This window comes from Streptomyces sp. NPDC058401 (genome assembly GCF_042722885.1).
In the GTDB taxonomy this organism is placed as follows: domain Bacteria; phylum Actinomycetota; class Actinomycetes; order Streptomycetales; family Streptomycetaceae; genus Streptomyces.
The window spans coordinates 1-16,663 of sequence record NZ_JBHXKA010000161.1 but is presented as its reverse complement, the minus strand read 5'-3'; the positions used below and the strand labels follow the sequence as shown (position 1 = coordinate 16,663).

Here is a 16,663-nt window from a genome sequence, read left to right as displayed (position 1 = left end):
ATGCCGATGAGTTCCAGCTTGTAGGGCTCGTTCGCCAGCTCCTCGCGGGCCGCCTCGTCGGTGACGACGCGGCGGGCGAAGCGCTGGCCGCGCTTCTGGATCTCCTGCATCTTCTTCTCGATGGCCTTGAGGTCATCGGGGGTGAAGGGCTTCGCGACGTCGAAGTCGTAGTAGAAGCCGTCCCGGACCGGCGGGCCGATGCCCAGCTTGGCCTCGGGGAAGAGCTCCTGCACGGCCTGCGCCATGACGTGCGCGGTGGAGTGGCGCAGGATGTCGAGGCCGTCCGGGGAGGAGATCTCCACGGGCTCGACGGTCTCGCCGTCCTTCACCTCGTACGCGAGGTCCTTCAGCTCGCCCGCGATGCGCGCGGCGACGATGGTGCGCTCGCCGGCGAAGAGCTCTGCCGCCGTAGTGCCCGTGGCCACCACGCGCTCGTCCCGCTCGGAATCGCGTTGGATGATCACACGGACGTCTGACACCGGTCTGCTCCTGACTCAGGGGGTGCGCGAGCGGATCACTGCGCGTCTGAATCGTACCGAGCGGATGGGCCGCGCCGCTAAACGGTTACTGCCGGAGGCGCCGGGAACCGCCGCGGGAGGCGGCGGCGTCCCCGGATGCACAAGATCGTTGGTGGGCGCAGAGGAGTGTGTGATGACCGGCACGGCTACCCGTTACCTGTATCTGGTGCGGCACGGCGAGGCGGCCTCGGAGGCGGGCGGGCTGACGGAAAGCGGCCGCCGGCAGGCCGTACTGCTCGGCCGGCGCCTGCGCGAGGTCCCGCTCGCGGCCGTTCACCACGGCCCGCTGCCCCGGGCGGAGCAGACCGCGCATCTGATCGGCGAGCAGCTGGAGAACGTCCCCCTGCACGTCTCGGACGTGGCCGGTGACTACGTTCCGCACGTGCCGGCGCGCGAGGAGCTTCCGGCGGATTCCGCGGACCTCTTCCTCCGCTTCCTCGCCGATGTCACCGAGGAGGAACGGGAGCAGGGACCGGCGCTGGCCCGGCGGGCGCTGGACCTGTTCACCGGACCGGTGGACGGCGGGGAGGACCGGCACGAGCTGGTCGTGACCCACGCCTTCCTGGTCGCCTGGCTCGTCCGGGAGGCCATGGACGCCCCGCGGTGGCGCTGGCTCGGCCTCAACCAGGCCAACGCCGCCCTCACGGTCATCCGGTACGCGCCCGGCCGGCCCGCCTCCGTCCTCGTCTCCAACGACATGCGGCACCTGCCCCCCGAGCTGTGCTGGACCGGCTTTCCCCCCGAGCTGCACGTCTGACGCGTGCCGCCGGCCGTCCCGACCGGCTGCACGCGCGGATCGTCCTAGTCGTCCTGGTCGTCCTGGTCGTCCGACGGCAGCACGTCGCCCGCGTCGAGGGACTCGTCCAGGGACTTCATCAGCCGGTCCCGCTCGACCTCGTCCAGCGGGACGGGCCTGACGTCGGCGGCGTCCGTCAGCCGCCGGAACCCGCCCCGCCGCTGGAGCCGCCCGCTGACCCGGATCGGCAGTCCGACCAGGTGCGCGTGGCCCGCCACCCGGTACGACTCCTCGTCGAGCACGATCCGGACGTACGGGATCTCCGCCCCGGCGAGGACCCGCAGCCGGACCGTGCCCCCGCCGCCCGGGGCCGACCTGCGCATCCGGACCACCGCTCCCGCCACCCTGACCGGCACCGCGGGCTCGTCCCTCGTGTAGCGCGCGGCCGCGTCCCGGAGCACCGGGAGGTCGCCGGGCGAGAACTCCACCGGCTCCGGCCTGGCCGCGCACCCCGCCGGGACCCCCGCCGCCGGTGCCCACGCGAGGGCCACCCGGGCCCCCTCCGAGCCGCGGACCAGCGAGATCAGCGCCTCGGCGAGCTCCCGGCTGACCCCGGCCTCGACCGCGGCGTCGAAGGCTTCCATGCCGCCGGTGGCCCGCCGGTAGTCCACGGCCTCCCGGGCGGCGTGCAGCGCGTGGTGCAGCCGGGTCACGGTGCCCCGGCCCCCGTCGACGGGGACGTACGCGGTCAGCCGCCGGCCGCCCGGAGCCGGCCCGACCAGGACCCCGTCCAGCGCCCGTTCCGCCTGGCCTCGGTGCCGGGCTCCGTAGTACCCGGCCCGCGCCCGGTCGGCCAGCGCCCCGGCGAGGAGCAGCTGGCGGGCGGCCGAGCGGAGCTGTTCCTGGACGGTCCAGTCGGCCTCGCCCCGGAGCCCGTACGCCCCTCGGGGGATCTCCCGCTCCCAGCGGATCTCGTCGCTCGGCACGCTGAGCCCGTAGAGCACCTCGCGCGCCGACGGCAGCGCGCTGCGCGCGAGGGCGGTGAGCGCCTCTTCGAGCAGGTCGGCGCAGTCGGGGAAGGCGCGGCTCTCGGGGACGAGGAGGCTGGTCCCGCCGCTGCCCGTGGCGTACGGGGCGGGCGGCGTCCAGCGCCCGTACCGTCCGGCGGCGCCGCCGCGGCGCAGCCAGCCGTGCCGGTGCAGCAGGGCGCCGAGCACGAGCGGATCGACCTGCGCGGGATCGGGGGCTCCGGCGGCGAACTCCGGTGGGGAGAGCGGCTCCAGGTGCGGTGACTGCCAGTTCATCAGGGTGTCCCTCCCGACCCGACCCGGGTCATGATCTCGCAGAGCGCCCGGTCGTCGAAGATCCGCGTGGTCGGGATCCGTACGGTGGTCCGGCGCCGGCCGGTCACGGGGTGTCCGGCGAGATTGGTCCAGTAGCAGCAGTGCCGCAGGTCGAGCCGGTCGTGTCCGGCGCTCAGCCATTGGTCGCGTTCCCGCGGGACGAGCATCACGACGAGGATCTTGTGCACGGCGACCGGGGTGCGGGCCAGCTTCACCAGGTGCTCGTTGTCGAGGGTGAAGCCGAAGGTGGGCCCGGCCGGTCCGGCCGGTATCTGGTAGGTCGCCTTGAGCTGGACCTTGATGGTCACCTCGTCGTCGACGACGTGCTCGGGGGCGCCGTGGCTGACGTGCCAGTCGATGCCGTTGTCGGGAAAGGGCTGGGACAGCGAGCAGCCGGCCGCGGCGACGACGGCGTGCAGGTATCCCACCTGGAGGGTCTCCATGCAGGCGGTGGTGGCGAGCGTGCCGCGCAGCGGTCCGCTCCGCGGGTCGGTCCGCGGATCGATCTGCCCCGCGAGCACCCCGCCCGGTTCGGGCTGCGCGAGCGCCATGGCCGGCTCCCCATGCCTTCCGGGCTGTCCCGTTCGAGCGGCCGTGCCGGGCCGCGTCAGGTGCGTGTCAGGGTGTCGGGGTTGACGACCGGTCATGTGTGCGGTCCCCCAGTTGAGTTGTCTCCGCAGTCGGAGTCCCGCAAACGGCGTACGGGGCAAACAGCCCGGGTATCACCGTTTCGGGCAAGGATGGCGGGGCCTGGGGCGCGGTGCCCGGGAGGGGCCATCTGCCGACGGGTGACGAGGAGTTCGCCATGACACGCTGGTATGAGGGCCCGCTGGCCGCATTCGACACGGAGACGACCGGGGTGGACGTGGAACGGGACCGGATCGTGTCCGCCGCGCTCATCGTGCAGGAGTGCGCGGGCGGCCGGATCCGTTCGACGCGCTGGCTGGTCAATCCCGGTATCCCGGTACCTCCGGGGGCCACGGAAGTGCACGGTCTGACCGATGAGCACCTCCAGCGCAACGGCCGTTGGCCCGCGCCGGTGGTGGAGGAGATAGCCCGCGCGCTCGGGGAGCAGCAGGTGGCGGGCCGGCCGGTGGTGGTGATGAACGCGCCGTTCGATCTGACGCTGCTGGACCGGGAGTTGCGCCGCCACCGGGCGTCCTCGCTGTCCCGGTACCTGGACAACCGGCCGCTGACGGTGCTGGATCCGCGGGTGCTGGACAAGCATCTGGACCGCTACCGCAAGGGGCGCCGGACGCTGACGGATCTGTGCGCGCACTACGGGATAGAGCTGGAGGGGGCCCATGACGCGGGCGCGGACGCGCTGGCGTCCCTGGAGCTCGTACGGGCGGTGGGGCGCAGGTTCGCCGGCCGGCTGGAGCGGCTGTCGCCGGCGGAGCTGCACACGCTCCAGCAGGTGTGGCACGCGGCGCAGGCGCGGGGACTTCAGGCGTGGTTCGCCCGGCAGGGCACGCCGGAGTCGGTGGATCCGCACTGGCCGCTGCGGCCGGAGCTGCCCGCGGCGGCGTGAGGGGCCCGTACGGCAACGGTCCGTACGGCAAGGGCGCGTACGCGCCTACGACAGGGCCCCGTACATGCGGAAGGCCGGTCCGCCATAAGACGGACCGGCCTGTCCCGGTGGGCGATACTGGGATCGAACCAGTGACCCCTTCGGTGTGAACGAAGTGCTCTCCCGCTGAGCTAATCGCCCGGGAACGGTGTGAACAATACAGAAGGCTCGGGGCTGGTTCAAACCGCTTCCGGCCGGGCCGCCAGATGGGCGGCGAGCCCGCGCCTCCCGGCCCGCATCATCAAGGTGTGGTTGAGCCGGAACACCGGCCGTCCGGGGAAGGCGAGCAGGCGCATCAGGGGGCGGCGCACCTCGACCTCCTGCTCGTACAGGGCTCGCGTTCCGCCGGGCCGTGGCCGCACGGTCCAGCGCGCCCAGCCCTCAAGGTCACCGAGCAGGGCGACCTCCAGGATCCCGCGCACGGGGTCCCGCAGGAGTTCGGCCGCGCTCACGCGCAGGGTGTACGGGAGGGCGGAGCGGATGAAGGCGGTGCCGCTGGTCCCGTCGGCGGCGGGGGCGACGGCGCGGATCTGGGGCCACCACAGGGGGTAGGACTCGGGGCGCTCCAGGGCCGCGTAGACCCGGGCGGGTGCGGCGTCGAGGTCCCACACGCTGCGGAAGCGGTAACGGGTCCACCGGTCGGCGGGGTTGGCCGGGGCGGCAGGGACGGCGGGGCTGCCGCCTCGTGCGGCGCCGGGGCTGCCGGTACGGCTGCTTCGGTCCATGCCTCCAGTCTTGCGCGCGGCGCGGACGCGCACCGGGTACTCAGCCGGAACTCACCCGGAGATGAGTACGCACACCCATGTCCTGACGGGGTGACGGGCGCCACACTCCGAACCATGAACAACCCGCTGCCGCCGGCCGAGGAGCTCGTGCTCATCGACCGCGAACTGATCCAACTCGACGCCCGGCGCCACTTCCTGCTGAGCCGCCGCGCCTGGCTGCTCGGTGCTCAGGCCCCCCGAGCGTGGGGCGCTGCGGTCCGTCCGCAGGTGCCCGCGCAGGGCGCGGAGGCCTCTGCTCCCGGTGCGCAGAACGTGCTGCTGGTCCTGGGCGCGGTGCTGCTGGCGGTCGCGGCGCTGGCGTTCACGCTGGTCAGCTGGGGCTCCCTGGGGATCGCCGGGCGCAGCGCGGTGCTCGGCGTGGTGACGGCCGCGGCGCTGGGCGCCCCGGTGGCGCTGCTGCGCCGCGGGCTGCGCTCGACCGCCGAGGCGGTGTCCGCCGTCGGTCTGCTGCTGACGGTGCTGGACGCGTACGCGCTGTACGCCGTCGGCATGCCGGAGGTGGACGGCACGGCGTACGCGGCCGTCGCCGCCGCGGTACTGGCGGCGGGCTGGGCGGGGTACGGGCGCTGCCTGCCGGCGCTGCGGATCCCGGTCCCCGCGGCGCTGCTGACGGCGCAGCTCCCGCTGCCGCTGGCGGCGCTGGCCGCCGGGGCGGCGGGGCTGGACATGGCCTGGGCCCTGCTGGGGACGGCCGCGCTGGACGCGGGGCTCGTGCTGATGCGGCCGGGGCGCTGGTCCCGCTGGGCGGGGGCGGCGGGCTCGGTGGCGGGCGGGGCCGCGCTGCTGACGGGCCTGGTGGAGTCCGCGGCGGCGGAATCGACGGGCGCGGCTCTCGCTGCCTCGGCGCGGCTGGCGGCGGTGGCCGTGCTCGCGCTGGTGGTGGCGTGGCGCGCGTCGGGCCTGCGGGCCGCCTTCACCGCGGCCGGCGCCCTGGCCGCGGTGGCGGCGCTGGGCGGGCCGTTCCGGCCGGAGCTGAGCCCGTCCTGGGCGGCGGTCGTGTACCTCGTGGTGGCCCTGCCCCTGGTGGGGGCCCTACGGGTCTCCGCGCTCCCGGAGCCGGTCCGGCGCGGCCTGGCCCTGGCCGGTGCGGGGGTGGCCGTCCTGCAGGCGGTGGTCTCCCTGGCCTGGGTGGCGACGGTGCTGGTGGCAGGGCTGCGGGTGCTGGAGGAGGTCTGGTCGGTGACCACGCCCGCTCCGGCGGCCACCGACGGCCCGGGGCTCGCTCCGGTGGTGGGTCTGCTGTTGACGGCCGGGGCCGCGTGGTGGCTGGTCCGGGTGCTCCCGGGGCGTCCGGAGCCGGGGGTTGCGGCCGTGGTCCTGGCCTGGGCGGCACTGTTCACGGCCCCGGTGGTGCTCGGCGGCGCCTCGGGCGCGGTGTTCGCGGCCCAGCTCGCGGTGACGCTGGCCGCGGGACTACTCGCCCTGCGGTCCACGGCGCCGGCGGTGGTCGCAGGCGCCCCCGCGAAGGCGGCCAACGGCAGCCCGGCGGACGCCAGGCCGTCGCCCATGGGCGACGGCGGCTCCGCCACCGACGGCGGCCTCGCGGGCTCCGGGTCTGCGCCCGTCGGCAGCGGCAGCCCTTCGGCCTCCGCAACCGCGCCCATCGGCGACGGTGGCCCCGCCGGCGACATCAGCGCTGCGGGCTCCGGATCCGCCGCGGCAGCCGGTCGCGGCCTCGCGGGGATCGCGGTGGCGGGGATCGCCGCGGGGGTGTGCGCGCTGGTGGGGGCCCTGAGCCTGTCCGTGGCGGCCCTGGACGGCCGGCTGGCCACCTTCGGGGTGCTCGGGCTGCTGGGGGCCGCCTGTGCGGCGGGAGCGGCGTACCGGCCCGCCCCGGCGTGGGCCCGCGCGGGGGCCGCGGCGCTCGCCGTCGGGTACGCCGCGCTGCTCGCGGTGGCGCTGGGCGCCCTGCTGGAGCGGCCGGTGGCCTGGTGGGCGCCGGCGGTGCTGGTGGTCCCGGCGGCGGTGGCGGCGCTCGGGCCGAGGCTGGGTGCCGTACGGGTCCCGGCCGAGGTGGCCGCGGCCGCCTCGGGGCTCCTCGCGGTGGCCCTGGCCACCGGGGACGCTCCGGTGCTGGCACTGGTCCTGGCCCTGGCCGGGGTGGTGTGCGCGGCGGCGGCGGTGCGGCCCGAGCGCCGGTCGGCGGCGGGCTGGCCCGCCGGGGTGCTGTTCCTGGCGGCGACCTGGGTGCGGCTGGCGGCTTCGGAGGTGACGGTGCCCGAGGCGTACACCCTGCCGGTGACGGCGGCGGCGCTGGCCGTGGGCTTCCTGCGGCGGCGCCGTGATCCGCTGGCCGGGTCCTGGACGGCCTACGGGCCGGGCCTGGCGGCGACCCTGCTGCCGAGCACCCTCGCGGTGTGGGGCGACCCGCACTGGCTGCGGCCGCTGCTGCTGGGGACGGCCGCGCTCGGGGTGACCCTGGCCGGTGCCCGCGGCCGGCTCCGGGCGCCGCTGCTGCTGGGCGGGGCGACGCTGACGGCGGTGGCCCTGCACGAGCTGACCCCGTACGTCGTCCAGGTGGTGGACGCGCTGCCGCGCTGGCTGCCGCCGGCCCTGGCGGGGGTGCTGCTGCTGGCGGTGGGGGCCACCTACGAGAAGCGGCTGCGCGATGCCCGCCGGCTGCGGGAGGCCATCGGCCGTCTGAGGTAGCCCGGCGGGGCCGGAGCCGGGGCCGGAAGGGTGAAAAAACACGGGGGGAAGACGGACGGAACGGCGGGGAAAAGCCAGAGGCCCGGAGACGGTGAAGTCTCCGGGCCTCTGGTCCGGGTGGGCGATACTGGGTTCGAACCAGTGACCCCTTCGGTGTGAACGAAGTGCTCTCCCACTGAGCTAATCGCCCGGACGCACCGCAAACATTACCGCATGTCAGCGGTGCTCTCCGCCATGGCCGGACCGGCTCACCCCACCTCGCGGTGCCAGGGCAGCACGAGCCCGTACTTCCACAGGTAGAAGCCGATCAGGACGCCCGCGATCACGAGCCCGACGCTGGTCAGGATGATGTTGCGGCGGCGGACCTTCGGGTCCAGGGCCTTCTGGGCGGCTTCGCTGACCTTGCGCTTGGTCCAGCGCAGGGCGAAGTGGGCCCAGGCGAATTCGGTGGCCCAGATCGCGAGGCCCGCGAAGATCGCCACCCAGCCCGGGCCGGGCAGCACCAGCATGGCGATGCCGGCGCCGATGACGGCGAGGCCGACGACGAAGACGCCGACCTGCCAGCTCAGGTGCAGGCTCCTGCGGGCCTTGATGAAGGCCGGCGCCTTGGAGACGTGCGGCGCCTCCTCGGTGGCGGACTCGGCCGTGGATCCCGCTGCCGGTTCGGCGCTGGATCCGGCTGCGGACTCGGCTGCGGACTCGTTGGTCTCGCGGTCACTCCCCGTGTTCATGGGGTCGAATCTACCGGAGGTCCCAGCACACGTGAATGGGCGTTTGGATCCGCCGTTCGAGGGACCCAGAGGTCCGCAAAACGGTCAGAGGGGTTTACAACGGCACCGTAGGTGGCATGTCGATTTCGCCGACGTGCGAATCCCCGAGCGCACACTGAGCGAAAGGCCCTGGCGCTTATGAACACCACGGTCAGCTGCGAGCTGCACCTGCGCCTCGTTGTGTCGAGCGAGTCCTCACTGCCTGTTCCCGCGGGCCTGCGGTATGACACGGCCGATCCCTACGCCGTGCACGCCACCTTCCACACCGGCGCCGAGGAGACGGTCGAGTGGGTATTCGCCCGCGACCTCCTCGCCGAGGGTCTTCACCGGCCCACCGGTACCGGCGACGTCCGAGTCTGGCCGTCCCGTAGCCACGGTCAGGGGGTCGTCTGCATCGCCCTGAGCTCACCGGAGGGAGAAGCACTGCTCGAAGCACCCGCCCGAGCACTGGAGTCGTTCCTCAAGCGGACGGACGCCGCGGTTCCACCCGGAACCGAACACCGGCACTTCGACCTCGACAAGGAGCTCTCCCACATCCTGGCCGAATCCTGAGCCAGGCCTACAGAGGGAACCCACCCCCGGCTGAGTCCGGGGGCCGCACGACACCGTCCGACTCGGGGCGACGGTGCACGGCGGACAACCACATACGGAAGTGCCGGCGCTGTTCATGCGGAAGCCACCCGCGTGGACGGCGCCGGTGCGCGTTGGGGTGACCCGCTAGAGTCGGCCAGCGGCGGCAGCAGACCGTCACCGCAGGCCCGGCCCTTCAGGGAGACCCCGTGCAGATCCCCCACGACACCCGTCGCGCGCTCGACGTCGTCGTCGCGCTGGTGAACACCTCGGCCGAGACCGAGCAGCCCGACGGTCTGGCCGACGTGAACGCGCTGCGCGGCTTCGTCCACGAGTACGCGATCAGCGACGTCGGCGAGCTCAGCGCCCGCGATCTCGCCGGTGTGCGCACCGTGCGCGGCAAATTCGCCCAGGTCTTCGCGGCGCCCACCTCGCGCGCGGCCTCCGTGCTGATCAACGAGCTGGTCGCGACCGCCGGCACCACCCCGCAGCTGACCAACCACGACGGCTACGACTGGCACGTGCACTACTTCGCCCCGGGCGCCTCGGTGGGAGACCACCTGGCGGCCGACGGCGGCATGGCGCTGGCCTTCATCGTGGTCTCGGGCGAGCAGGAGCGGCTGCGCCGCTGCGAGGCCCCGGACTGCCGCAGGGCCTTCGTCGACCTGTCCCGCAACCGCTCCCGGCGCTACTGCGACAGCCGTACCTGCGGGAACCGGCTGCACGTGGCGGCGTACCGGGCCCGGCGCAAATCGGAGCTGGGCACGGAGCCTGGCTCAGAGCAGGAACAGATCGTGCACGGCGGCGAGCAGCAGCAGACCGCCGATCACTCCTAGGAAGATCATCAGGGGCGGCTGGGAGAGCGCGAAGAGGCAGCCTCTCGGCTCCTCGGCGACGGGGACGGTGGCCGGCGCGGGAACGGCGGGCTCACCCGATGTTGTGTCGGGCATGTCGGGGCGATGATGGCCCAGCGGGCCCGCCCGTGCCCCTCAACACGCCAAACGGAACGCCCTAGTTCACCGGATCCCGTCAGATCAGGTGGTTCCCGCCCCCGATCACCGCGATCGGCTGCCGCGAGGTACCGGGCCGTGCATCAGGGTCCCGCCGGGTCAGATGCCGTGCTTCTTGAGGATCGCCTCGATGTCGGAGAAGTCCTCGGCGGGGGCGGCGGCCGGGGCCTGCCGCGGGCGGCCACCGTCGCCCAGCGAGGGCGCGGAGGCGGCCGGGGCGACGGCCTCGGGGGCCGGGCGGCCCTTGGCGGCCTTCGGCTGTTTCCGCCTCGCCTCCCCCTCCCCCGCGCCGGCTCCGCGCCGCTCTATCGCGCGGGTGGTCACGAAGAGCAGCCAGGCCAGCCCCAGCACGGCGAAGCCTGCCCAGACGGTCGGCTTGAAGACGATCCCGGTCGCCCACGCCACGACGCCCGTCATCACCAGGCCGACGGGCACCAGCGAGTACGCCGCGATCCGCGTGGCCGCGAGGAATCGCTTGCGGTAGGCGGTCAGCGCGGCGATGCCCAGGCCCGCCGCGGACACCGCGGAGCAAATGGTCTCGGCGAGCATGCGGGGCCTCCAGGGGCGGTTCGGTCGGTCGGACCCGGCCGGCGGGCCGGGCGTTCTGTCCCCATCCATCCTGCACCGGCGACCCTCGCCCTGGCCACGGCCGGAGCCCTCCGCGGGCGGATCTCCGGGACATCTCCGGGTCCGGTCTCCTCCCGAGGTCCCGGTCCGTGCCCGTCCCCGCGGGCTGGGAGACTGTCCGTATGACCGATTCCGTGATCCTCGACGTCTGGTGCGAACTTCAGTGCCCGGACTGCCACAGCGCCCTGGACGACGTGCGCGCCCTGCGGGCCCGCTACGGCGACCGGCTGGACATCCGGCTGCGCCACTTCCCGCTGGAGAAGCACAAGCACGCGTTCGCCGCCGCGCAGGCCGCGGAGGAGGCCGCCGAGCAGGGGCAGGCCTGGCCCTACGTGGAGGCCGTTCTCGCCCGCACCGCGGAGCTCGGCAAGGCCGGTGAATCGGTGCTCGTCGAGGTCGCGCGCGAACTGGGCCTGGACGCCGAGGAGTTCGACACCGCTCTGATCGACGGCCGGCACATCCTGATCGTGGACGCCGACCAGGCCGAGGGCAAGGCGATCGGCGTGACCGGCACCCCGACGTACGTGATCGACGGAGAGCGCCTCGACGGCGGCAAGAGCCAGGAGGGCCTGCGCGAGCGCATCGAGGAGATCGCCGACCGACTGCTCGGCGCGGTCTGAGCCGAGACGACCTAGATCAGGTCCTTGGCGTAGTTGAAGTCGGTCGTCCGGTAGCCGAGGGACTCGTAGAGCCGCACGGCCGGGACGTTGTCGGTGAAGACGTGCAGGGCGAGCACCCGGTGGCCCGCGGCGAGGGCGGTGCCTTCGGCGAGGAGCATCAGGTCCCGGCCGTGGCCGCGGCCCCGGTGTTCCTCGGCGACCGCGACGTCGTAGACGTACGAATCCCCGCGGTTCGGCGCGACCCACACCGTGCCCACGGGGACGCCGGCCGCCTCCAGCACGGAGAAGCTGACCCCCGGGGTGGCCAGTCCCAGCGGCAGCATGGACGCGTGGTCGTTGACCGACTTCGTCCGTGCGGCCCCGGCCGGCATGCCACGGCTGACCCAGCCTTGGGCGTAGCCCTCCAGCGCCGCCGCGTGCCAGCTCTCGAACTCGGCCTCCGTCATCGGGCGGCCGGCCACCCCCTCGGACAGGGCGGGCGGCCCGGCCGGGAGCTCCTTGGCCATGTTGCGGCTGTACTCGGCGTACCCGAGGGCGCCGGCCAGTCGCAGACCGCCCGCCGAACCGGCCGGGACCGAGATCCGGACCCGCCGGCAGCCCCAGCTCCGCAGTACTTCCTCGGCGGCGAGGGCGGCGACCGTGGCCCGGCCGCGCCTGCGGTCGGGCTCCTCGACGGCGAGGTCGCGGATCTCGGCGACCGTCGGCCCGAAGGGGGTGTCGGCGGCGAGCAGCAGGGCGCCGACGCGTCTGCTGTTGACGCGGATCTCGTACGGGCGCGAGCGCGCCCCGCCGTTGCTCTGCTGAAGCGGCCCGCTCGGCCGCAGGGTGGTGGTCATCAGTCGAGTTCTACCCGCCCTGCGGCCCGAAGCACAGGGGATATGTGCGGTGCCGGTCAGGAGCGGGGGTCGGCGTCCTCGGCGGAGCGTGCGTCGAAGATCCGCATGGCCTCGGCCGTGACGGGGCCGGGGGCGGAGCCCAGCTCGCGCCCGTCGATCCGTACGACGGCCTGCACGTCGCGCAGGGAAGAGGTCAGGAAGACCTCCTCCGCCTGCTCCAGCGCTTCGAAGGGCAGGTCGGTCTCCTTGGCCCCGCACCAGTCGGCGACGAGGGCCCGGGTGATGCCCGCGAGGCAGCCGGAGGCCACGGGCGGGGTGTGCAGCTGCCCGTCGAGGACGACGAACACGTTGGAGCCGGTGCCCTCGCAGAGCCGCCCGACGGTGTTGGCGAAGAGGGCCTCGGAGGCGCCTGCCCGGTGGGCGGCGGCGAGCGCGACCACGTTCTCGGCGTACGAGGTGGTCTTCAGGCCCACCACGGCAGAGCGCTCGTTGCGGACCCACGGCACGGTGATCACGGCGGTGGTGTCGGGGCGGCGGGTGGCCCCGGCCAGCGCGACGATCAGCGTCGGGCCGGCCTCGCCGCGGTCGGAGCCGAGCGGGGAGACGCCGCCGGTGTAGGTGACGCGCAGCCGGCCGAGCGGCAGCGGGTTGGCCTCCAGTACCGCGGCGCAGGCGCGCCGCACCTCCTCCGGGTCCGGGTCCGGGAGGCCGAGCCCCCGGGCGGAACGGGTCAGCCGCTCCAGGTGCCGGGTGAACCCGAAGGTCGTCCCGTGCTCCGCCTTGAGCGTCTCGAAGACCCCGTCGCCGACGGTGAGGCCGTGGTCGAACACGGACACCTTCGCTTCGTCGGTGTCCCGCAGTGCTCCGTCGAGCCAGATCCTCACCGTACGGTCCTCCCGCTTTCGTCCGTCTGCTTGTCCGTCGCGTTGTCCGTCGTGCCGGGCGTGCCGATCCCACCTGCCACACCTGCCACACCTGTCACACCCGTCGCGTCCGCCCCGACGGCTCCCGACGCTACCCGCAGCAGCCGCGCGGCCTTCAGCTCGGTCTCCGCCCACTCCCGGTCGGGGTCGGAACCCCAGGTGATGCCCGCGCCGGTTCCGAAGAGCAGCCGGGGACCGCCGGAGGCCGTGCGGTCGATCCAGAAGGTCCGGATGCCGACGGCGAGCTCGGCCGTGCCGCGGTCGGCGTCGACCCAGCCGATGCCTCCGCAGTAGGGGCCGCGCGGGGCGGTCTCCAGGGCCTCGATGATCCGCAGGGCCGAGGATTTGGGGGCTCCGGTGACGGAACCGGGCGGGAAGGTCGCGGCGAGCAGCTCGGGCCAGCCGGCGCCCTCGGCGAGTTCACCGGCGACGGTGGAGACGAGGTGGACGAGGCCCGGGTGCTCCTCGAGCGCGCACAGCTCGGGGACGGTCACGGAGCCGGTGGCGCAGACCCGGCCGAGGTCGTTGCGTACGAGGTCCACGATCATCACGTTCTCGGCGTGGTCCTTGGGCAGCAGATCGGCGGCGGTGCGGCCGGTGCCCTTGATCGGGCCGGATTCGACGCGGCGGCCGGTGCGGCGCAGGTAGAGCTCGGGGGACGCGGTGGCGATCTCGACGCCGTGGGCCGGCAGCCGAATCGTTCCTGCGTACGGAGCCGGGTTGCCTCGCGCGAGCAGGGCGGTGAGGGCGTCCACATCGGCGCCCGCCGGATCGGGGAGCGGCGCGGACATCACGCGGCAGAGGTTGGCCTGGTAGACCTCCCCCGCCTCGATGTGCTCGCGGATGCGGCGTACGCCCGCGGTGTACGCGGCGCGGCCGAGGGACGAGGTCCACTCGTCGGCTTCGGGACCGCGCCAGGCCCCGGGGACGGGGGCCGGCACCGGATCGGGGCGTATGTCCCCGAAGCGCGCGCAGACGAGACGGCCTTCGAAATCGGCCGTCACCGCCCAGAAGCCGGTGGAGTCCAAGGCGGCGGGATCACTGGTGACATCTCGGAGATCGGTCGCGAGAAGGCCGCCGAAGCGGGCGAGGGGAGGCAGGTCGTGCACGGCTGCGAGTCTATGACCGGTGACGGCCGCGCGCCGGTGAGGCGTCCGCCGGGTGACCGGCGGTGATCGGGCGGCAGCACGCTGCGGAAACGCGTTTTTGAGCTGGCCCGGGAATCCGCTAGAGTTCAACTCGTCGCCAGGGAGCGAAGGGGCAAAACCCCGGAGCGAACACGGCGACCTGCGGACGTAGCTCAGTTGGTAGAGCACCACCTTGCCAAGGTGGATGTCGCGAGTTCGAGTCTCGTCGTCCGCTCAAAGGTGGGGGATCATCTTCCCGAGGACCCCCTGCTTGCTCCATGGTGGAGTGGCCGAGAGGCGAGGCAACGGCCTGCAAAGCCGTCTACACGGGTTCAAATCCCGTCTCCACCTCCAAGGACGATTAGCTCAGCGGGAGAGCGCTTCCCTGACACGGAAGAGGTCACTGGTTCAATCCCAGTATCGTCCACTGGTCCGCAAGGATCCCCGCGCGATTAGCTCAGCGGGAGAGCGCTTCCCTGACACGGAAGAGGTCACTGGTTCAATCCCAGTATCGCGCACGCAGTACACTTCACATCTGCCACCTGCGGTGCTCGCACCGTGAACGTGGTCCCGCGCGATTAGCTCAGCGGGAGAGCGCTTCCCTGACACGGAAGAGGTCACTGGTTCAATCCCAGTATCGCGCACCAGCATTCCGGAAGCCCCGGCCGTTCCCACGGCCGGGGCTTCCGCGTGTTCGGGCTCAGGAGGAGAAGAGCATCCGGCCGAAGCCGCCCTTGCGGTGGCCGTGCCCGTGGCCGTGGCCGTAGCCGCCGTGCTGCGGGGCGCCCCAGGCCGGCGCGGGGGCCGCGTGCTGCTGCGGGTACGGGGCGGGGGCCGGCGGGGCGGCCGGGGGCGGGACCTGGCCGTACTGCGAGGTGTACTGGGACTCCAGGCGGGTCAGGGCCTCCAGCTCGCCGTAGTCCAGGAAGATGCCGCGGCAGCCGCTGCACTGCTCTATCTGGACACCGTTGCGGTTGTACGTGTGCATCATCGCGTGACACTTCGGACACTGCATGACCGGATCAACTCCTCGCCGTTCGGGTCGACACCGGATGCGTACCCGGTGGCGTGAGGCTCACCCTACGACGGAGCCTTCGGCTCCAAGTCGGGCGGGAGGGAGGCAATTCGGGCACAGGCCTCCACCATCAGCCGCTCCACGTCGTCGAGTCGGCGCCGCTCGCGGGCGGCCTTGGCGAGGGCCAGCGCGGCCGTCTGCACGGTGAGCGCGCGGGCCGCGAGGTCGAGTTCCGGCCAGGGGTCGCTGCCTACCGGACCGGCGGCCGGACCGCCCGCGGCCCGGTAGGCGTCGAGGAAGCGCAGCCAGGTCCCGGTGTCCAGCAGTCCGGCGGCGTACCAGGCCGCGGGCCGGGCAAGGTCCCAGGCGGGCGTGCCGAGGCCCAGGTCGTCCACGTCGATCAGCCGCCAGCCCCCGGCCGGGCCGCGGACCAGCTGGCCGAGGTGCAGGTCGCCGTGGCAGAGCGCGCCGCCGGACGGCGCCGGACCCTCCCCCCGGGCCCACCCGGGGAGCGTGGCCGCGGCGGCCCGTACCAGCCAGGCCATCCGCGCGGCCTCGGGGTCCACCTCCCCGGCCGGCCGGCCCGGGATCCTGGCGGCCGCACGCCCGGAGGTCCCGCCCCCGGGCGGCCGTTCCCCGGACGGATCCCCGGGCCGTCCCCCGGGCCCCTCGCCGGCCGACGGAGCGGGCCCCGGCGGGCGGTCCTGACCGGCGGATGCGCGGACGCCCGCCCGGGGCGGGTGCGCCGCGTCGAGGCGGTGGAGGGCGCGGGCGAGTTTCGCCGGGCCGCGCATCGGGGGGAGCGGGTACGGGAGGTGGTGGAGCGGGGTCCGGTGCAGGGCGGCCAGGAGCTCGGCGGCCGGCTCCCAGGGAGCCTCCTCGGGGCGGTCCGGGGCGACCGGAGCACCGTAGGGCCACAGGGAGACGCGCCGGGAGCCGAGCAGGCCGAGTCCGGTGCGCAGCGGGGGCAGCAGGACCCCGGCGAGTGCGGGGTCCCCGGCCACGCGGATCCGTACCGCCAGGGCGTCGGGATCGCTGTCGCCCGCGTGCGCCTTGGCCACGACGTCGCCGCAGCGGACCACGGTGCCGTCGTCGCGGTCCGCGAGGAGCACGTACTCCGCCGCGCCCGCGTACGCGGCGAGTTCGGCCGCGCTCACCCGCTCCAGCGCAACCACGCCTCGGCTCTCCCCGTGCTCCGCACCCCGGGCGGGTGCTCCTCGGGACGAGCGTACGCAGCCCGGGGCCGGGAGGCAGTGGTTGCGCCGCCACCCGGGCATGACCGCCCGGACCCGGCCCGGGCACCACCACCGGACTCCGCCTCGCCGCTGCGCCGGACTTCGCCCGGCCACCGCCCCCCACCGCCCGGCCACCACCCGCCCACCACCCGGACCCCGCCCGCCCACCGCCGGACGGAGTCCGGCGCAGCGGCCCGAAGCCCGGGAGGCGCGCCAGCGCCGAGCGGTGCGAGGGGCGCGTGAAAAAACGTGGCGGTGCGAGGGGCGCGTGAAAAAGCTTGGCGCGGGCATGAAAAAGGGTGCTGCGCGTCCCGCGGCCCACCCGGACG

General features: G+C 74.1%; 17 protein-coding genes, 7 tRNA genes and 1 pseudogene. 11 read left to right on the top strand and 14 right to left on the bottom strand.

The genetic code is table 11. From position 1 onward, the window contains the following. Positions 1-479, bottom strand: a pseudogene (gene thrS, locus ACFWNV_RS35335) (threonine--tRNA ligase); the annotation flags it as partial. 172 nt (positions 480-651) lie between these two features. On the opposite strand from thrS, the gene ACFWNV_RS35330 reads away from it, so the two are divergent. Further along, positions 652-1,275, top strand: coding sequence for a histidine phosphatase family protein (locus ACFWNV_RS35330; protein ID WP_383955016.1), 624 nt, complete (start codon positions 652-654; stop codon positions 1,273-1,275). A 44-nt stretch (positions 1,276-1,319) separates the two neighbouring features. Here ACFWNV_RS35330 and ACFWNV_RS35325 read toward each other — a convergent pair whose 3' ends face one another. Together ACFWNV_RS35325 and ACFWNV_RS35320 are read right to left on the bottom strand one after the other, a co-directional pair. Continuing rightward, positions 1,320-2,558, bottom strand: a complete 1,239-nt coding sequence (locus ACFWNV_RS35325) for a hypothetical protein (protein ID WP_383955014.1) — start codon at positions 2,556-2,558, stop codon at positions 1,320-1,322. After that, positions 2,558-3,148 carry a DUF4365 domain-containing protein gene (locus ACFWNV_RS35320; RefSeq protein WP_383955012.1) on the bottom strand — a complete coding sequence of 197 codons (591 nt, stop codon included), beginning with the start codon at positions 3,146-3,148 and terminating at the stop codon, positions 2,558-2,560. Before ACFWNV_RS35320 ends, ACFWNV_RS35325 begins: the two co-directional genes overlap by 1 nt. Before the next feature lie 254 nt (positions 3,149-3,402). On the opposite strand from ACFWNV_RS35320, the gene ACFWNV_RS35315 reads away from it, so the two are divergent. Beyond that, entirely contained in the window at positions 3,403-4,128 is a 726-nt protein-coding gene (locus ACFWNV_RS35315; RefSeq protein WP_383955010.1) for a 3'-5' exonuclease, read from the top strand. A 108-nt stretch (positions 4,129-4,236) separates the two neighbouring features. Here ACFWNV_RS35315 and ACFWNV_RS35310 read toward each other — a convergent pair. Together ACFWNV_RS35310 and ACFWNV_RS35305 are read right to left on the bottom strand one after the other, a co-directional pair. Beyond that, positions 4,237-4,308 (bottom strand) — tRNA-Val (locus ACFWNV_RS35310). A gap of 38 nt (positions 4,309-4,346) precedes the next feature. Continuing rightward, positions 4,347-4,892 carry an SRPBCC family protein gene (locus ACFWNV_RS35305; RefSeq protein ID WP_383955008.1) on the bottom strand — a complete coding sequence of 182 codons (546 nt, stop codon included), beginning with the start codon at positions 4,890-4,892 and terminating at the stop codon, positions 4,347-4,349. Between the two features lie 114 nt (positions 4,893-5,006). On the opposite strand from ACFWNV_RS35305, the gene ACFWNV_RS35300 reads away from it, so the two are divergent. After that, complete coding sequence (locus ACFWNV_RS35300) at positions 5,007-7,601, top strand: SCO7613 C-terminal domain-containing membrane protein (RefSeq protein ID WP_383955006.1); 2,595 nt, start codon at positions 5,007-5,009, stop codon at positions 7,599-7,601. A gap of 118 nt (positions 7,602-7,719) precedes the next feature. Here the strand turns inward: ACFWNV_RS35300 and ACFWNV_RS35295 are convergent. Both ACFWNV_RS35295 and ACFWNV_RS35290 read right to left on the bottom strand, forming a co-directional pair. After that, positions 7,720-7,791, bottom strand: a tRNA-Val gene (locus tag ACFWNV_RS35295). A gap of 58 nt (positions 7,792-7,849) precedes the next feature. Continuing rightward, positions 7,850-8,332 carry a TIGR02611 family protein gene (locus ACFWNV_RS35290; RefSeq protein ID WP_383955004.1) on the bottom strand — a complete coding sequence of 161 codons (483 nt, stop codon included), beginning with the start codon at positions 8,330-8,332 and terminating at the stop codon, positions 7,850-7,852. A gap of 177 nt (positions 8,333-8,509) precedes the next feature. Between ACFWNV_RS35290 and ACFWNV_RS35285 the strand changes: the two genes are divergently transcribed. Then, positions 8,510-8,923, top strand: coding sequence for an SsgA family sporulation/cell division regulator (locus tag ACFWNV_RS35285; RefSeq protein WP_030011909.1), 414 nt, complete (start codon positions 8,510-8,512; stop codon positions 8,921-8,923). 227 nt (positions 8,924-9,150) lie between these two features. Next, entirely contained in the window at positions 9,151-9,777 is a 627-nt protein-coding gene (locus tag ACFWNV_RS35280; RefSeq protein ID WP_383955002.1) for a CGNR zinc finger domain-containing protein, read from the top strand. Here ACFWNV_RS35280 and ACFWNV_RS35275 read toward each other — a convergent pair. Together ACFWNV_RS35275 and ACFWNV_RS35270 are read right to left on the bottom strand one after the other, a co-directional pair. Then, the gene (locus ACFWNV_RS35275; RefSeq protein WP_383955000.1) at positions 9,718-9,891 is read right to left on the bottom strand and encodes a hypothetical protein; all 174 of its coding nucleotides are present in this window, start codon (positions 9,889-9,891) and stop codon (positions 9,718-9,720) included. The two genes, ACFWNV_RS35280 and ACFWNV_RS35275, sit on opposite strands and share 60 nt — an antisense overlap. 159 nt (positions 9,892-10,050) lie before the next feature. Continuing rightward, complete coding sequence (locus ACFWNV_RS35270) at positions 10,051-10,500, bottom strand: hypothetical protein (RefSeq protein ID WP_383954998.1); 450 nt, start codon at positions 10,498-10,500, stop codon at positions 10,051-10,053. 200 nt (positions 10,501-10,700) lie between these two features. Here ACFWNV_RS35270 and ACFWNV_RS35265 point away from each other — a divergent pair, with 200 nt between their 5' ends. Continuing rightward, positions 10,701-11,198, top strand: coding sequence for a DsbA family protein (locus tag ACFWNV_RS35265; protein ID WP_383954996.1), 498 nt, complete (start codon positions 10,701-10,703; stop codon positions 11,196-11,198). An 11-nt stretch (positions 11,199-11,209) separates the two neighbouring features. Here the strand turns inward: ACFWNV_RS35265 and ACFWNV_RS35260 are convergent, their stop codons facing one another. The 3 genes from ACFWNV_RS35260 to ACFWNV_RS35250 are packed head-to-tail and all read right to left on the bottom strand — an operon-like array spanning position 11,210 to position 14,066. Beyond that, positions 11,210-12,034 carry a GNAT family N-acetyltransferase gene (locus ACFWNV_RS35260; RefSeq protein WP_383954994.1) on the bottom strand — a complete coding sequence of 275 codons (825 nt, stop codon included), beginning with the start codon at positions 12,032-12,034 and terminating at the stop codon, positions 11,210-11,212. A 56-nt stretch (positions 12,035-12,090) separates the two neighbouring features. After that, a complete protein-coding gene (locus ACFWNV_RS35255) occupies positions 12,091-12,918 on the bottom strand; it encodes an aminotransferase class IV (RefSeq protein ID WP_383954992.1) in 828 nt (275 codons plus the stop codon). Continuing rightward, the gene (locus ACFWNV_RS35250) at positions 12,915-14,066 is read right to left on the bottom strand and encodes a chorismate-binding protein (RefSeq protein WP_383954990.1); all 1,152 of its coding nucleotides are present in this window, start codon (positions 14,064-14,066) and stop codon (positions 12,915-12,917) included. Before ACFWNV_RS35250 ends, ACFWNV_RS35255 begins: the two co-directional genes overlap by 4 nt. A gap of 180 nt (positions 14,067-14,246) precedes the next feature. Between ACFWNV_RS35250 and ACFWNV_RS35245 the strand changes: the two genes are divergently transcribed. From ACFWNV_RS35245 to ACFWNV_RS35225, 5 genes are all read left to right on the top strand, one after another. Next, a tRNA-Gly gene (locus ACFWNV_RS35245) sits at positions 14,247-14,319 on the top strand. A 45-nt stretch (positions 14,320-14,364) separates the two neighbouring features. Further along, positions 14,365-14,438 (top strand) — tRNA-Cys (locus tag ACFWNV_RS35240). A 1-nt stretch (position 14,439) separates the two neighbouring features. Then, positions 14,440-14,511 (top strand) — tRNA-Val (locus tag ACFWNV_RS35235). A 19-nt stretch (positions 14,512-14,530) separates the two neighbouring features. Beyond that, positions 14,531-14,602: transfer RNA gene (locus tag ACFWNV_RS35230), tRNA-Val, on the top strand. 54 nt (positions 14,603-14,656) lie between these two features. After that, positions 14,657-14,731 (top strand) — tRNA-Val (locus tag ACFWNV_RS35225). Between the two features lie 53 nt (positions 14,732-14,784). Here ACFWNV_RS35225 and ACFWNV_RS35220 read toward each other — a convergent pair. Continuing rightward, positions 14,785-15,099, bottom strand: coding sequence for a zf-TFIIB domain-containing protein (locus tag ACFWNV_RS35220; protein ID WP_383954988.1), 315 nt, complete (start codon positions 15,097-15,099; stop codon positions 14,785-14,787). A 65-nt stretch (positions 15,100-15,164) separates the two neighbouring features. Then, positions 15,165-16,160, bottom strand: coding sequence for an aminoglycoside phosphotransferase family protein (locus tag ACFWNV_RS35215; RefSeq protein WP_383955018.1), 996 nt, complete (start codon positions 16,158-16,160; stop codon positions 15,165-15,167). Between the last annotated feature and the right edge of the window lie 503 nt (positions 16,161-16,663).

Excerpts from the sequence above, each read along its gene's own strand:
- ACFWNV_RS35315 (WP_383955010.1), top strand. The coding sequence starts at position 3,403 with ATGACACGCTGGTATGAGGGCCCGCTGGCCGCATTCGACACGGAGACG.
- ACFWNV_RS35260 (WP_383954994.1), bottom strand. The coding sequence starts at position 12,034 with ATGACCACCACCCTGCGGCCGAGCGGGCCGCTTCAGCAGAGCAACGGC.
- ACFWNV_RS35300 (WP_383955006.1), top strand. The coding sequence starts at position 5,007 with ATGAACAACCCGCTGCCGCCGGCCGAGGAGCTCGTGCTCATCGACCGC.
- ACFWNV_RS35275 (WP_383955000.1), bottom strand. The coding sequence starts at position 9,891 with ATGCCCGACACAACATCGGGTGAGCCCGCCGTTCCCGCGCCGGCCACC.
- ACFWNV_RS35325 (WP_383955014.1), bottom strand. The coding sequence starts at position 2,558 with ATGAACTGGCAGTCACCGCACCTGGAGCCGCTCTCCCCACCGGAGTTC.
- ACFWNV_RS35330 (WP_383955016.1), top strand. The coding sequence starts at position 652 with ATGACCGGCACGGCTACCCGTTACCTGTATCTGGTGCGGCACGGCGAG.
- ACFWNV_RS35290 (WP_383955004.1), bottom strand. The coding sequence starts at position 8,332 with ATGAACACGGGGAGTGACCGCGAGACCAACGAGTCCGCAGCCGAGTCC.
- ACFWNV_RS35270 (WP_383954998.1), bottom strand. The coding sequence starts at position 10,500 with ATGCTCGCCGAGACCATTTGCTCCGCGGTGTCCGCGGCGGGCCTGGGC.
- ACFWNV_RS35305 (WP_383955008.1), bottom strand. The coding sequence starts at position 4,892 with ATGGACCGAAGCAGCCGTACCGGCAGCCCCGGCGCCGCACGAGGCGGC.
- ACFWNV_RS35320 (WP_383955012.1), bottom strand. The coding sequence starts at position 3,148 with ATGGCGCTCGCGCAGCCCGAACCGGGCGGGGTGCTCGCGGGGCAGATC.
- ACFWNV_RS35220 (WP_383954988.1), bottom strand. The coding sequence starts at position 15,099 with ATGCAGTGTCCGAAGTGTCACGCGATGATGCACACGTACAACCGCAAC.
- ACFWNV_RS35285 (WP_030011909.1), top strand. The coding sequence starts at position 8,510 with ATGAACACCACGGTCAGCTGCGAGCTGCACCTGCGCCTCGTTGTGTCG.
- ACFWNV_RS35265 (WP_383954996.1), top strand. The coding sequence starts at position 10,701 with ATGACCGATTCCGTGATCCTCGACGTCTGGTGCGAACTTCAGTGCCCG.